Origin of the sequence: Butyrivibrio sp. Su6 (assembly GCF_900108105.1) — a bacterium.
Taxonomy (GTDB): Bacteria; Bacillota; Clostridia; order Lachnospirales; family Lachnospiraceae; genus Butyrivibrio.
In genome coordinates, this window is sequence record NZ_FNUR01000007.1 from 90,387 (window position 1) to 104,983 (window position 14,597).

The following is a 14,597-nucleotide window of genomic DNA, read 5'->3' on the forward strand; positions in this document are numbered from 1 at the left end:
TACCCTTTAGAACCTGTCTTTATATTCTGTAGGTGTAACTCCAACGTTTTTCTTAAAGCTGCGGCTAAAATAATTAGGATCAGTATAGCCACAGGAAATGCATATTTCTTTAATAGAAAGGTCCGACTCCTCCAAAAGCTTTTTGGCCTTTTCTATTCTTACATTTGTCAGATACTCAATGAAATTAAGTCCATTCTCTTCTTTAAATATCTTACTGAAATAATAAGGTGATATATTAACGACTCTTGAGACATCATCAAGGGATATGTCTTTATGGAAATTGTCTTTGATATAATCCATGGCCGTTTTCATAATGCTGTTTGAGCGCTCTTCTCTCTTGCTGATCACGTTCCTACAGGCACCTGACATCTTATCTATGAACCATTTCTTTATCTCCGCAGGTGAATCAAGCTCCATTATTTCAGGAAGATAATTGTTTCGCCCGGAGTAACGATAAGTCTGTCCACCATTCTGATATGCAAGGTGCTCCGCGTACAAAGAAAACTCCAGTACTTTAAGCCTCATGGACATCAGGTCCCCATCATCAGCTCTCTGGCACATCCAGTCGGCATATTTTTCTGCATATACCAAAGTTCCGTTCTGATCACCTTTCGTAACTGCATCAAACATGGGCTTTTCAAGGTCCTTGGGATAATCATCCTCGTATCCGCAGCTGATAGTAAGGTCATCCACATGTGCAACCGAGCCCGTCGTAGCAATAAGTGCATTCAACGCTTCCTTATAAGACTCTGCAAGCTCCCTTAAGGGCTTAACTCCGCCAATTCCCACTCTGAAGCTGATCTCTGTCTTTTTCTTAAGAAACCTGGCCATTTCCCTTGCTCTGTCAATAATCTCAGTCCTCTCGTTGTAATCAAGGCTCTCTTTTTCAAGAGGCAAAAGAACTGCTATCTTATTGGCCATTACATTTCCAATCTTGCAGTCAAAAAAGGTCCTGACACCTTCTCTTATCTCCTGATATTTACCGGATATTTTTACAGAGCTTCCAACTGCGTTGGTCATGTGGTTTCCCTCCTGGGAATCGCCACAGACAATGGCAAGCATACAGCCATAGTTCTCATTTATCCCCAGAATAGTCCTGTAGCTGTCTATATCCTCTTCAAAATGCTCCTGCAAAAGAATGTCATAAATAAGTCCGTTCTCGATAATAGGCTCAACTGTTTCAAGCTTTTCCTTGATCAGGAGCTCATTGCTGCGCTTTTCACGATCACTGTCTATCTGCTCCATGGCCTTTTTCAGAACCGTGATTACCTTTATCCTCTCCATGGGCTTTGTGATGTACTCCAAAACTCCCAGTTTTATGGCCTCTTTAGCATAATCGAACTTATCATAGGCTGACATAACAATAAAAACAGTGTTAGTACAAAACCTCTTCATTTCTTTTATGGCATCAATGCCGTTGATGCCCGGCATATGGATATCTATCACCGCAATATCAGGTCTGAAGCTCTCTGCAAGTTCTATGACCTTTCGGCCTGACTTTGCATACTCAACCTGACAGAGCTGTCCGAACTCTTTTTCTATTATGAATTTCATTGAGTCGATGACAATACCCTCGTCATCAGCAATCATCACCCTGTACATATTTTGCTCCCTCAAGCGGCAGACGAATCACTACTTCGCAGCCCTTACCTTCTCCTTCACTATATATCTGCAATACGTCTTCGTGCCCCACAAAAAGACGGAGCCTTTTTATCACATTATCCATGCCTATTCCGTTGTTGTCATAGGCGTTTTCATCACTTACATAATCCCCTGAAAGGATCTTTTCTATAGTCTCATTACTGATGCCTTTTCCGTTATCCTTTACACTTATGCAGACATCCTTATCCTGTCTGTAAACCTTAAGAACAATCCTGCCATCCCCGGCCATTTCCCTTATACCGTGATTTACAGCGTTTTCTACAATTGGCTGAAGGATCATACTTGGCATTTTGTGATCAAGAAGTCTTTCATCCACCTGTTTTTCGTAACCGATATCCCCTGAAAAACGCACATTTAAAATGTGGATGTAATTGTCAACTAAAGTGACCTCTTCCCTTAAAGTAACAGCATCCTTTTGATTTTTTACATTATATCTGAAAAAGTCAGCCACAGTCTGAACATATTCATAAGTTCTGTCAGCACCTTCCATCATTGCAAGCTGAGCACCTGCATTTAACGTGTTAAAAAGAAAATGCGGGTTTATCTGGGCCTGCAAATACCGCAGCTGTGCGTCCTTAAGATGTGCCTCCATCATCAGCTCTTTTTCCTGCATATAGCGCTCATTGGCCATGCTGACTTTGAGCTGTTCAATATAGTCCTTGATGCTGACGATCATCTTGTTAAAGGCGCCGATAACAATGCCGACTTCATCGCTATAAGAAACCGACGGAAGCGTGACATCAAAGTCACCGTCAGCGATCTCATTGGCTGAGTCTGCAAGGCTTCTAAGTGGCATTATCATCGCTTTAACAAAGCTTGTGATTATGATCACATTTCCTATCATTACAAAAGTCATTACCACAACGCCTATGATCTCAAAGGTTCTAAAGGTCTGGATAAGGGTTATGAAATCCTCTGAATTTATTACAAAAAGCTCCAGATTAAGACTTGTAATATAGCTTTGTATGTTCTCAAAAAGATTCGTGGAGGATTCATAGTAGGCTCTGTATTTTTCTACATTTCTTCCTCTTTTGGCCTCTATAGTCTGCTCAACCTGCTCAAGGTATTCACCAGACATGAACTTAATATTTCTTTCCATTCGGTTAAAAGAAAAATCAGTAACTTTTTCTCCCAGATCATCAGAAAGGTCTCTGAATTTCTGAGCGTTTATATAGTAGTTTTCCAAAGAGTCACTGGTCTTTGAAGAAAGATATTCAGTCATGGAATCCTGAACCATGTTAAGTGCTACAGAAAGCTCATTCAAAGACCTGTTGCTTTCATAAACCATCTCCATGTCTTTTGACATGCTGTTGATCCCGACTATCAAAAAGAGATTAACGATAAATATGGTTATATTGGCAAGAACGCAGGCGCTTATGATCTTGGTCTGAAGAGGGCTGTTTAAGAATTTATTCATCGAGCGCCTCCTTCTTCAGGAAATCTGCCACGTTACTTCTGTCGATAAGTGTTACGTCTGCCAGATAATATTCGCTTGTATTTCCAAATTCATAGTAGTCCAAAAGGGCAGAAACACTGTACTCTCCAAGCTGTCTGGTATCAATCGAAATAGTAGCATAGACGCCACCTCTGTCTATGGCCTTAACAATCTCAGAGGAGTCGTAATAACCGAGTACGCTGACTTCTCCTACCTTATTAAAATCAACAACTGCCTGATAAGTACAGGTGGTGTTGAGCTCATTCAGGCATACGATTACATCAGGAACATCCTCATTTAAAAAGATATCCCTGATTGATTCTTCTACCGAAAATGCATTTGTGTTATCAACCGTGACAATAGAAACATCAAACTCTGCGTCTGTTACATTTTCTTCACTGATAGTATCCTGAATGGCAGATATAATGATATTCTGTCCGGCGTCTTTGGTATCAGCATTTGCAAGAACTGCGACCTGAACCTTTCTGGTGTCCTCAATACCATCTTCTCCAAGAAGCTTTTCACGCCTTGCATCCTTGATAATATTGATGATCTGCTTTGCATACATTTTGCCCACGCTATATCCACTGATTCCCACAAAGCTCAGCCTGTCAGAATGGGTGTTATCGCCATAGAGAGTTACTACAGGTATCCCGTTACTAACCGCATCGTTTATGAGCGCGGTCATGGAGCTTGACTCATCAGCACAGACCATGATCCCGTCAACCTTTGACGCAGTTGCTATCTTCATCAGTTCTTCACAGGAATAGTCCCTTGAAAGATTCATCCCCAAAAGATCTACATAGATATCAGATTCCCTGGCTTTTTCCAGCGCTCCCTCATACACTGACTGCCAAAAATCTGTCTTGTAATTATCAGTTATCATCACAAAATACTTGTCATAGGTGTGGGCTTCCGCCTGCTTAACAAGCTCTAATCTGTAAAATCTAAAGTATAGCGACCCAAAGATAAGTGTCAAAAGCGTAAAAAGAAGCGTTAGTATCAGCACCAGATACTGTCTTCTTATTTTTTTTGCGTATAAGTCTTTTCTTACTTTCATAAGGTTGATTTTAGCAGATGACTTTAGCCAAAAAAAGTGGATTTTATTGTCATTGAAAATCAAAAATGACAATAAAATCCACTTCACTATGCATAGAGCGCTTTATTATTGCTTGGTGAGAAAATTGATGTAAATGTAGTCTCTCTGTTTTTAAAGCTTATTTCACCTGAGATATTTTTCTCAATTATGGAAGCTGCTATCTTACCTATCTCCGGATCAAACTGTGTTCCGCAGTTTCTAAGAATCTCTTCTCGTGCTTCAAGTGGCGATAGCTGCCTTCTATATGACCTGTTTGATGTCATGGCGTCATAGGCGTCAGCCACACAGATTATACGAGGAATGAGCGGTATCTCCTCGCCCTTTAATCCATCCGGATAGCCCTTTCCGTCATATCTCTCATGATGCCATCTGGCGCCGTAAGAAATAAGAGGTATCTCTGTAATAGATGAGAGTATCTCGTGGCCAATTATAGGATGCTGTCTGATGGCAGCCATCTCTTTTTCATTGAGTTCTCCGGGCTTGCGAAGAACTGTGTCAGATACTCCGATCTTTCCTATATCATGTAACAATCCTGCCTGATAGATGATCTCAAGCATTTTGTCATCGTAGCCCATTGCCTCAGCAATCTCGCAGGCGTACTCGGCAACTCGCACTGAATGGCCATTAGTATATGTATCCTTGGCATCAATTGCAGAAGAAAGCGATTTGATGATCTGTTTGGTGTAAATAACCAGCTTTTTGTGCTCCTCAGCAAGAGAATCTCTATATGAATACATCTTGGTAATGAGATAATCATTTACATACTGACTGTTTATTACATTATCTATTCGCCTGTTAAGAACTTCCTGCGCCAAAGGCTTTCTGATAACATCCGCCGCACCTATAGTAAGGAAAAAAGCTTCCTTCCCTGAATCTTCAGGAATAAGGATGATCACCGGTGTATTCTCTAATACCGGATCAGACTTAAGCCTTGAAAACAGTGTAAAATAATCATTCCCCGGGTAATCAAGATCCAATAGGATAAGTGATGGACGAAGCCTGGACTTAAGAAGCGCCAGCGCCTCTCTTTCAGATTTAACAAAGACACAATTTCTGTCCCCATTTATCAGATTACGGATATTCTCTTGTTCAGATACATTAGAAGATATACAAAGTAATATCTGCGTGTCTTTCGAAAACATGTTTTCCCTTTAATAAAACCCTTTTTTTCAACTAGTTAAAAATCTGCCTGAAAAGTTAGATTTAAATATAACAAATCACCTGTGAAAATATCTACAAAAAATTGTGAAAAAAAAACGAATTTTTTCAGGGCTTTGCTATCTTATCCAAAAAAGCCTCAATAAAATCAGGGCATGAGGGATAATAAAGGTGTGGAAAACCCATATATGAGCCATTTATATGATGTATACAGTTGTATCTACGATTTCCGGTTGGTTTTTGGGCAACAAAATCCTCTCCATTATTATCAGTGTCATAATAATGAAACTCGTGTCCCTTTATTTGAAACTCATCGTCACTTAGCTCAACGTAACCAAAGCGTACCTTTTTTCCGGCCCAGCTTGTATCAGCATCAATAAAGCCAACCATATCATAAGAATTCCCATCAGGATCCGTTATCTTTTTTGTAAGATACATGAACCCTCCGCACTCCGCCAAAACAGGAAGTCCCAGGGATAGTTTTTCTTTTATGTCCTGTAGCATATCCCTGTTATCTGAGAGCTCTTTGAGATAGTTTTCAGGGTAGCCCCCGCCAAGAATGAGGGCATCTATGTTTTCTGGAAGCGCCTTATCCCTGATCGGTGAAAAGAAAATTATATCTGCCCCAAGGCTTTTTAAAAGGCCAAGGTTCTCCCTGTAGTAAAAGCAAAAAGCTTCGTCAAATGCCACTGCTATCCTGGCTCTTAGCGACTTGGGCTCATCCTTACTTTTGGTAAAAGAAATAGCTTCTGCCTTTTTAGAAAGCTCTAAAATCCCCTTGATATCTACGCCTTCTTCAATTATCCCGGCTGTCATATCAAGTTTTTCTTTAAGGTCATCTATTTCTTTTGGCAAAATAAGCCCCAGGTGCCTGCTTGAAAGCTCAATATCCTTTTTATTTTCAACATAGCCATAACATCTTATTCCCAGCTCTTTTTCTATAAGAGGCATAAGTACAGAGGCAAAGCTCTTTGATGTCTTATTCAGGATCACGCCTTTTATGAGTTTTTCACTGTCATAGTCAAGAAAGCCTCTTATCTGCGCAATTACAGACCTTCCGGCTCCTCTCCCGTCAACTACCAGCACAATCGGTGCTTTTAAGACTCTTGCAAGGTCATAAGATGAGCCCTGTTCCTCTATTCCGCCTATACCATCATAAAGGCCCATAACGCCCTCTATTACAGCAATGTCCCCCTCATACTCATCTACAAAGAGCTTTCTTGTAAGGTCATCTCCTGTAAAAAAAGTGTCCAGATTCCCTGCTGGAATCCCTATCACATCTCTGTGAAACATGGGGTCGATATAATCAGGGCCACATTTAAAGCTGCACACATCTATATTTTGTTTTTTCAAAGCAGCAAGTATTCCCAGGGTTACAGTGGTCTTCCCACTTCCGCTTTTGGGGGCTGCTATAAGTAATCTTGGATAATTCATTTTTCCTCAATAACCGATTGTAAAAGAGACAATATATACCGGGTTTTCTGCTTCCATAAGGGAGTATTGTCCAAGGCTTTTTGCTTTACTTACCTGGACAAGCGCTATATCGGCATCCTTAATATCATAATCTTTGATAAGTTCATTTAATGCGGCGATAGTCTCGATGGTGACTGCATTTGCAACGACTCTTATTTTCTTTTCAAAGCTTCTCAATTTTTCAAATATTTCTCTAAGATTACCGCTGCTGCCGCCAATAAATACCTTGTCAGGAGCAGGAAGATCATTAAGCGCCTCTGGCGCAGTACCTTCTACCACTTCTATATTTGAAAGCATGAACTTTTCAGCATTTTTCCTAATAAGGTCACATGCCTCTTTTCTTTTTTCCACAGAATAAACCTTTATTCCGGGAGATAGTCTTGCACATTCCACTGAAACAGAGCCAGTCCCGCCGCCGATATCATATATGACATCTCTATCGCAAACCTTTAGCTTACAAATAGACAAAGTCCTTATTTCCTCTTTTGTCATAGGTACTTTATCCCTGATAAATTCATCATCCTTAAGTCCCGGAAGAAGCTCTTTTTCTGCTTTCTGCTCATTTTTGATTATGAGGGTGTAAAGACCTTCTTCATTAAGCTCCATGCATCCTGCAGGGTCAAGTACACATATCTTTTCTTCACTGTAAAGGTTGCAACCGGCATAGACTGTGAACTTACCTTTTTTGTCATTCTCCAGTTTTTCCAGAAGTTTTCCAATTCTGTTTATGTCTTTTACACCGGAAGTAATGGCTATGGTGCCGGCACTTCCTGTTACAGATGCTATTAGCTCTCCGATCCATTTTTTCTCATCTACTCCGTGAGTACTGATGATAGCTTTATCCTGCCAGTTCTCGCCTATTCTTGCGCACAGGGCACTTACCGATGATATGCCTGGCAAAACTTTTGGACTGTAGCCTTTAGCTATAAGTGCTGCATTAAGTTTCCCCGCGCCGCTGTAAAATCCTGTATCCCCTGAAAAAAGAACTACCGCCTTAATGGTTTCTTTTGCATTCTCTTCTTTTATCTTTTCAAGGGCAGGTATTATGTCAGATGCAAGGTAATATGGATACTTCCGGCATTCTGAAGTTATGCCCTTTAGCATTCTCTCTGCACCGAAGATGTAATCTGCTTCATCAATGGCTCTTTTTACTTCCAAAGTAAGTGAACCTTTTCCCATTCCAAAACCCGCCAGGATAACTTGAAGACTCTTTGTGTGTTCTGTACCTGTCTTCTCATTTTGCATATCTGAAGCAGTTTTTTCCCGTTTTGATATGCTGATTATTTCATTTTTGACTCTTTCATAGTCTTCCCCGGCAGCTTCGATAGGACGCTTTATTATGAAGATTTGAGCCCCCGCGTCTTTGGCTGCCTGAATCCTTTCAAGCTCTCCTCCGACCTTTCCGCTCTCCTTTAAGACTACGACCTTTGCATCATAGTTTTTAAAGAAAGTCAGATTCATGTCATATGAAAATGGTCCCTGCATCGCTATTATCTGCTTTCCCAAAAGACCGTTGTCATAGCATATCTTAAGGCTCTCTCCATTTGGTATGACTCTGGCCACAAGGCGTGAACATAAGCTCTTTTCACGACAAAACTCAGGAATATCCTTGGAGCCTGTTGTCAAAAAAATTGTTCCCTTTGTCTCAAGAAGTGCCTTTGCGCAGTCACCGGCATTTTCAAATAACTTTGCCCCGCAGGCATCGATTTTTTCGCCCTCCCTGTGTACTCTAAAAAAGCGAATATCCGGGAAATCCTTCCTTGCATCATCAATTTCTTTTTTTACAAGTTCTGCGTAGGGGTGAGTTGAATCAACTATAGCAATGGGCTTAACTTTTTCAAAAAGCTCTTTCATCTGACTGCTGCCAAGCCTTCCAATATGCACATCAACTAGCGGATCATCATCTATGACCTTTTTTCCATAATCCGTCGCCACAAGATAAAGGCTTGGAATTTTCGCCTTTGCAAGCTCTATAGCCAGCTCTTTTCCTTCAGTTGTTCCACCAAAAATGATTACTTTATTCATTTATCCTGTATCCTCTTGGAGTCACTAATCTGTCGCCAATAAGTTTAGATCTCGAATTTCCGATAAATACTGTTGTAAACATGTTTACGGTCTCATTTTTCAGATCAGATAAAGTGCACACATGGGCCCTTGTGCCTTCTCGGCCTATATTTTCCACGTATCCACAGGCTCTTTCCTCATCAGCGCCGCTTGCAAGCATGATGTCACAGGCTCTTTTTAAATAGTCTGCCCTCTTTTTACTGGAAGGGTTGTAGATAACTATTGAAAAATCCCCCTCTACTGCTGCTTTCAGCCTCTTTTCTATCTGCTCCCACGGCGTCAGCAGATCGCTTAAGGAAATAACGCAAAAGTCGTGATTTATGGGAGCCCCAAGAATTGCTGCACCTGAAATTGCAGCAGTGACACCGGGAATCACACTGATTTCTACCTCCGGGTACTCTTCCCAAAGCTCATACACAGGAGATGCCATACCATAAACTCCGGCATCTCCACTGCAGATAAGTGCTACATTTTTCCCTTCCTTGGCAAATTCAAAGCTTTTTCTGCATCTTTCAATTTCCTGTTTCATAGGTGTCGTAAAAAACTCTTTTTCCGGAAAAAGATCCTTAACAAGATCAACATAAACTGTATAGCCCGCAATGATATCGCTGCTTTCCATAGCTTCAATTGCCTGCCCGGTCATCATGTTCTTATCTCCGGGGCCCATTCCAACTATAAATATCTTTCCTACCATTTTATTGTGATCATCCTTCTCTTTGCTTCCGCAAGGGTCATTCCATCTCTGGAAATCTTATTTTTTACAAGTATCGCCCCATGGCCTGCGCCTAAAACTGCTGCCCTTTCGCAGACATTTCCAACGCCTACTTTGCTCCTCACAAAATCAGACTCCTCAAACTCTCCCTCTGCTCTTTCTAGTTCATCAGAAGAAAATGTGAGAAACTTTACTCCAAAGTACTGGCACAGCTTAAGCAGCCCAATTTCACTACCCTTAACGTCTATTGAGCAGATAGCATACAGGTTTTGTGAAAGCTCTTTTTCATCGTACTGCTCAAGTAAAAAGGCCTTTAGCTGTTCAAAGCTCTTGTCCTTCTTACAGCCCATTCCAAGGACCATGCGCTTTGGATAAAGAAAAAGTGCATCCTCAAAGGTCTTTTTTCCCTTCTCATCACTAATGTAAAAATCAGGAATGCATAAATTGGTCGTGCTATTCTCCTGCATATTTATATTGATCTCTGCTATATCTGTTGGCATTTTCCCTGTGAACTCTTTTTCCTTAAGATCACAGGCAAAATTAATCTTTTCACCCTTTAAAACCCTGGAAGAAATCTTCTTTATCTTTTCCTTGTCTGTGATAACAAGACCGTTTTCCCTGGCAAAAACATCTATTGCAAAAGCTCTGTTAATATCAGTTGCAGTAGTGATAACTGCCGTAGCGCCAGTTCTTTTGGCTAAAAGAGATGCCAGATCATTAGCACCTCCGTAATGCCCCGATAAAATTGGAACAACAAATTTTCCAAGTTCATCTATCACAACTACAGGGATGTCTTTTAACTTATTCTGAATGCATGGAGAAAGGAGCCTTACAGCGATTCCCACAGCTCCGATAAATACTATAGGCTGATGTTCTTCAAAGTTTCGCTTAAAAAAGTCAGAGAGCTTCTCATTCTCGTCCTTTATCTCTGCAAGAACATCGCCATTTCCATCAAACAGACTTTCTGCCAGCTGCCTTCCTTTATCAGTAGCATAAGCGACCTGTATTACTTTAATCTGATTCATTTTTGATCCCTCTAAAGCCCGTTTCAAAATCCGGTGAATAGAGTTTTGACAATGAGTAACCGGATTTTGCTATCACTCCTCCAACAAGAACAACTGCAAGATTCTTGATACCTTCTTTTTGCCCGCTCTCGTAAAGGCTCCCCACAGTGCAGAGAATCTTCTTTTCATCAGGCCAGCTTGCCTTATACACAATTGCCGCAGGAGTATCGGCGCTGTATCCGCCTTTTATCAGCCTTTTAGACAGTTCCTCAAGCATTCCCGCGCTTAAATATATAGCCATTGAGGCATTGTGAGAGGCAAAGCTTTCAATTGATTCTTTTTGAGGAACGGTGGTTTTTCCCTCCATCCTGGTGATTATAAGGGACTGACTCACATCAGGAAGCGTGTATTCAAGATTTAGCGATGCCGCAGCCCCAAAACAGGCGCTGACTCCGGGACAGCTGTCGTATTTTATGTTTTCTTTATCAAGAAGCTGCATCTGTTCCATAACAGCCCCGTAAATACTTGGCTCCCCAGTGTGAAGCCTTACCACTTCTTTTCCTTTTTTATCTGAAAGAACCATTATCTCCATGACTTCATCCAGGGTCAAAACCGCGCTGTTATATATTTCGCAGCTCTCTTTTGCATACTCTAAAAGCTGGGGATTGACCAAAGATCCCGCATAGATTATTACATCTGCTTTTTGTAAGAGCTTCATTCCTCTTACTGTTATAAGGTCAGCAGCGCCGCACCCTGCACCTACAAAATGAACCATTCGTTCCTCTTTTCTTTACATGAGTAGATCTTTTGCACCTGAAGACTTTGCAAGTATCCCATAGTCCCCTGAGTAGATCACACATTCAATTTGAATTTTCCCCTGAGCCCTGAAGTTTAAGTAAAACAGCACTTTCTCAAGTACAATGTCCATAGTCTCCTTGAGCATCCCTGCTTCTTCCACAATATGAAGCGCTTCCTCAGTGTTTGTACACCCAAGTATCTTTTTTGCAATATCAGCCTCTGCATTTGCCAAAATCGCACAGCAGGCAAGTATCTCCATTCTGCAGTCAGCCTCATGGGAATGAGTATTCATGATGCCTCCTGCAACTTTAATGAGCTTTCCGATGTGGCCTGTCAAAACCATTTTCTCAAATCCCATCTCGCATACCATATCTATAGTTTCGCCGATAAAATTCGAGCACTTCACGCTCATATCAAGGTCATATCCAAAGGTATCCTTCATAAACTGCTGACCAAAATTGCCGGGAGATACGATGGCCGTGGTCTGCCCAAGGGCTTTCTTCTGATTCAGCTCAACCCTTATGGTATCAAGAATAGCCTTAGTACTCATGGGCTCAACAATTCCTGTAGTCCCAAGTATTGAGATTCCGCCCTCTATTCCAAGTCTTGGATTAAAAGTCCTTTTTGCAAGCTCTTCTCCCTCAGGAACTGAGATTTCAACTTTCAAAATGCCATTAAAGTCAAAAAAGCTGCATACTTCTGTAACTTCTTTGAGGATCATCTCCCTTGGAACATGGTTTATCGCTGCATTTCCAACTTTCTGGTCAAGTCCGGGCTTTGTAACTCTCCCCACTCCGATTCCGCCGTCAATTACGACTTTCAAGGGGGATCTCATATCTTTTTCAAAAGAGTCCTCTACAATACTAACTTTCGAGACAATGTGGCTTCCTGTTGTAACATCCGGATCATCACCGCCATCCTTGATAACAGCGCATGAAACATAGGACTCATTCTTTTGTATATCCACGATCTGAGCCTCAAACATAACTCCTGCTGGGGTCTCTATCTCAATCGCGCTTTTCTCTTTTCCCGAAAGCAGCATATACGCTGCTGCCTTTGATGCAGCCGCAGCGCAGCTCCCTGTCGTAAATCCTTTTCTCATAGGCCATATACCAATGCATTTACAATGGCTGCAGCTATATTACTGCCGCCCTTTCTTCCGCGGTTTATTATGTATGGAACATCCGAATGTAAAAAGAGCTCCTTTGCCGCTACTACGTTTACAAATCCCACAGGCACACCAATGACAAATTCAGGTCTGTAGATACCTTTTTCCTTCATTTCATATAAGGAAATAAGGGCTGTCGGGGCATTTCCTATGGCAAAAATTATAGGAACATTAAGCTCTGCTGCCTTTTCCATGCTTACGGTTGCCCTTGTAACGCCGCGCTGTTTTGCTATTTCAGCTACGCTTTCATCAGCCATAAAGCAGTGAACTTCTCCTCCATACATGGCAAGTTTCTTTTTATTGATGCCCGCCATGGCCATATTGGTGTCGGTGACAATATGTGCGCCGTTTTTTATCATGTCCCTGGCAATCTTTATGGCGTTTTCTGAAAAGGTAAGAGTATCCGCATATTCAAAATCTGCGCTGGTATGTATAACTCTTTTTGTGACTGGAGCCTCTTCATCAGGAATTATCTTACCCAGTGCCTCAAGCTCTTTTGTTATTATCTCAAAGCTTCTCTTTTCAATTTCAGAAGGAAGTACAAATTCGATATTTTCCATATTCACCCCAAAATGCTGTAAATATAATCCATGTCCAGATTATCTCTGACGACCTGTGCAAGCTTGTCATACTCGTTTTCTTTAAAGGCCTTATAATTTACTGTCTTTCCAAGCTTTATACCCTTTATATCTGCTATCTTTTTTACTAGGTCAAGGGCTATGTCGCCTTCATCGAAGACTCCGTGGACATAGGTGCCAAAAACCATCTCATTTTGGCATGACAAAAGAGCTTCTCCATTTCTGCCCTTTGTTTCGCCCATATGAATTTCATAGCCGGTATATTTTGCTCCTGAAAGCACTTCAAAAAAGCCATCCATACGATCAAAGACTCCCTCGCACTGGGTTCTTCTTTTTTGCTTTCTAAGTATGGTATTTACAGGTAAAAGGCCAAGTCCCCTGATACTTCCGCCATCCTCAACCTTGGCAGGATCACTTATTTCCCCTCCAAGCATCTGAAAGCCACCGCATATGCCGATAACCGGGCAGGACGCCGATTTTCTTTTTATGGCTGCCTCCATTCCAGACTCGCGCATCCATCTAAGGTCTCCTATAGTATTCTTACTGCCTGGGATGATGATAAGGTCCGCGCTCTCAGCATCCCTGGGATTTGTTATGAATCTTACATTGGCTCCATCTATACTTTCAAATGGGGCAACATCTGTAAAATTGGATATCCTTGGAAGTCTTACTACTGCAACCTCTATGGATGGACCTTCTGCCTGTCTGTTGACTGTCAGCCTATCGCTAAGACTGTCCTCATCATCTATAAGAAGCCTTGTGTATGGCACAGTTCCTATAACAGGCACCTGTCCCATCTCTTCTATCATTTCTATTCCGGAATCCAAAAGAGTCTTATCACCTCTGAATTTGTTGATGATAAGCCCTTTAACCCTTTCTCTCTCATCTTTTTCAAGAAGTTCCAAAGTGCCAAGGAGCTGTGCAAATACTCCGCCCTTGTCGATATCTCCCACAAGAAGGACCGGCGCATCAATGAGCTTTGCAAGACCCATGTTGACTATATCATCCGCCTTCAGATTTATCTCCGCCGGGCTTCCAGCCCCTTCAACCACGATGATATCAGCCTGGCTTTCAAGCTCGTGATAGGCAGTAAGTATATCAGGAATCAACTTCTTTTTATATTTGAAATACTCTCTGGCAGGCATATTCCCTATAACTTCGCCATTTACTATCACCTGGGAGCCTACGTCATTTGTGGGCTTCAAGAGAACAGGATTCATGTACACAGAAGGCTTAACTCCTGCGCATTCCGCCTGCATTGCCTGTGCTCTTCCCAGCTCTAATCCATCCTCCGTGACAAAAGAGTTAAGCGCCATATTTTGGGATTTAAAGGGCATAACCCTGTATCCGTCCTGTTTAAAGACTCGGCAAAGACCGCCCGCTAAAAGGCTCTTTCCCACATTGGACATAGTGCCCTGAACCATAATTACCTTTGTTTTCATAATT

General features: G+C 41.6%; 12 protein-coding genes. All 12 read right to left on the reverse strand.

Translation table 11 applies throughout. From position 1 onward, the window contains the following. Window positions 1–6: 6 nt before the first annotated feature. The 12 genes from C4S54_RS09225 to C4S54_RS09280 all read right to left on the reverse strand — a co-directional run bounded on the left by C4S54_RS09225 (window position 7) and on the right by C4S54_RS09280 (window position 14,593). Window positions 7–1,602 carry a helix-turn-helix domain-containing protein gene (locus C4S54_RS09225; protein ID WP_103869274.1) on the reverse strand — a complete coding sequence of 532 codons (1,596 nt, stop codon included), beginning with the start codon at window positions 1,600–1,602 and terminating at the stop codon, window positions 7–9. Next, window positions 1,580–3,079, reverse strand: coding sequence for a sensor histidine kinase (locus C4S54_RS09230; RefSeq protein WP_103869275.1), 1,500 nt, complete (start codon window positions 3,077–3,079; stop codon window positions 1,580–1,582). The genes C4S54_RS09225 and C4S54_RS09230 overlap by 23 nt, the downstream gene beginning before the upstream one ends. Continuing rightward, the gene (locus C4S54_RS09235; protein ID WP_146059978.1) at window positions 3,072–4,157 is read right to left on the reverse strand and encodes a sugar ABC transporter substrate-binding protein; all 1,086 of its coding nucleotides are present in this window, start codon (window positions 4,155–4,157) and stop codon (window positions 3,072–3,074) included. Before C4S54_RS09235 ends, C4S54_RS09230 begins: the two co-directional genes overlap by 8 nt. A gap of 86 nt (window positions 4,158–4,243) precedes the next feature. Next, entirely contained in the window at window positions 4,244–5,338 is a 1,095-nt protein-coding gene (locus C4S54_RS09240) for an HD domain-containing protein (RefSeq protein WP_103869277.1), read from the reverse strand. A 124-nt stretch (window positions 5,339–5,462) separates the two neighbouring features. Then, window positions 5,463–6,788 carry a cobyrinate a,c-diamide synthase gene (locus tag C4S54_RS09245; RefSeq protein WP_103869278.1) on the reverse strand — a complete coding sequence of 442 codons (1,326 nt, stop codon included), beginning with the start codon at window positions 6,786–6,788 and terminating at the stop codon, window positions 5,463–5,465. Between the two features lie 6 nt (window positions 6,789–6,794). Beyond that, complete coding sequence (gene cobK, locus C4S54_RS09250) at window positions 6,795–8,852, reverse strand: precorrin-6A reductase (RefSeq protein ID WP_103869279.1); 2,058 nt, start codon at window positions 8,850–8,852, stop codon at window positions 6,795–6,797. Next, on the reverse strand, window positions 8,845–9,585 hold the full coding sequence (cobJ, locus tag C4S54_RS09255; RefSeq protein WP_103869280.1) for a precorrin-3B C(17)-methyltransferase: 741 nt from the start codon (window positions 9,583–9,585) through the stop codon (window positions 8,845–8,847). Before cobJ ends, cobK begins: the two co-directional genes overlap by 8 nt. Continuing rightward, window positions 9,579–10,628: a cobalt-precorrin 5A hydrolase gene (locus C4S54_RS09260; protein ID WP_103869281.1), complete on the reverse strand. Its 1,050-nt coding sequence runs from the start codon at window positions 10,626–10,628 to the stop codon at window positions 9,579–9,581. Before C4S54_RS09260 ends, cobJ begins: the two co-directional genes overlap by 7 nt. Next, window positions 10,615–11,382 (reverse strand): precorrin-4 C(11)-methyltransferase, encoded by a 768-nt coding sequence (cobM, locus tag C4S54_RS09265; protein WP_103869282.1) that lies wholly within the window; start codon window positions 11,380–11,382, stop codon window positions 10,615–10,617. The genes C4S54_RS09260 and cobM overlap by 14 nt, the downstream gene beginning before the upstream one ends. Window positions 11,383–11,397: 15 nt before the next feature. After that, window positions 11,398–12,507, reverse strand: coding sequence for a cobalt-precorrin-5B (C(1))-methyltransferase CbiD (gene cbiD, locus C4S54_RS09270; protein ID WP_103869283.1), 1,110 nt, complete (start codon window positions 12,505–12,507; stop codon window positions 11,398–11,400). Further along, the gene (locus C4S54_RS09275) at window positions 12,504–13,133 is read right to left on the reverse strand and encodes a precorrin-8X methylmutase (RefSeq protein WP_103869284.1); all 630 of its coding nucleotides are present in this window, start codon (window positions 13,131–13,133) and stop codon (window positions 12,504–12,506) included. Before C4S54_RS09275 ends, cbiD begins: the two co-directional genes overlap by 4 nt. Before the next feature lie 2 nt (window positions 13,134–13,135). Then, window positions 13,136–14,593 (reverse strand): cobyric acid synthase, encoded by a 1,458-nt coding sequence (locus tag C4S54_RS09280; RefSeq protein WP_103869285.1) that lies wholly within the window; start codon window positions 14,591–14,593, stop codon window positions 13,136–13,138. Between the last annotated feature and the right edge of the window lie 4 nt (window positions 14,594–14,597).

Excerpts from the sequence above, each read along its gene's own strand:
- C4S54_RS09225 (WP_103869274.1), bottom strand. The coding sequence starts at position 1,602 with ATGTACAGGGTGATGATTGCTGATGACGAGGGTATTGTCATCGACTCA.
- C4S54_RS09230 (WP_103869275.1), bottom strand. The coding sequence starts at position 3,079 with ATGAATAAATTCTTAAACAGCCCTCTTCAGACCAAGATCATAAGCGCC.
- C4S54_RS09235 (WP_146059978.1), bottom strand. The coding sequence starts at position 4,157 with ATGAAAGTAAGAAAAGACTTATACGCAAAAAAAATAAGAAGACAGTAT.
- C4S54_RS09240 (WP_103869277.1), bottom strand. The coding sequence starts at position 5,338 with ATGTTTTCGAAAGACACGCAGATATTACTTTGTATATCTTCTAATGTA.
- C4S54_RS09245 (WP_103869278.1), bottom strand. The coding sequence starts at position 6,788 with ATGAATTATCCAAGATTACTTATAGCAGCCCCCAAAAGCGGAAGTGGG.
- cobK (WP_103869279.1), bottom strand. The coding sequence starts at position 8,852 with ATGAATAAAGTAATCATTTTTGGTGGAACAACTGAAGGAAAAGAGCTG.
- cobJ (WP_103869280.1), bottom strand. The coding sequence starts at position 9,585 with ATGGTAGGAAAGATATTTATAGTTGGAATGGGCCCCGGAGATAAGAAC.
- C4S54_RS09260 (WP_103869281.1), bottom strand. The coding sequence starts at position 10,628 with ATGAATCAGATTAAAGTAATACAGGTCGCTTATGCTACTGATAAAGGA.
- cobM (WP_103869282.1), bottom strand. The coding sequence starts at position 11,382 with ATGGTTCATTTTGTAGGTGCAGGGTGCGGCGCTGCTGACCTTATAACA.
- cbiD (WP_103869283.1), bottom strand. The coding sequence starts at position 12,507 with ATGAGAAAAGGATTTACGACAGGGAGCTGCGCTGCGGCTGCATCAAAG.
- C4S54_RS09275 (WP_103869284.1), bottom strand. The coding sequence starts at position 13,133 with ATGGAAAATATCGAATTTGTACTTCCTTCTGAAATTGAAAAGAGAAGC.
- C4S54_RS09280 (WP_103869285.1), bottom strand. The coding sequence starts at position 14,593 with ATGAAAACAAAGGTAATTATGGTTCAGGGCACTATGTCCAATGTGGGA.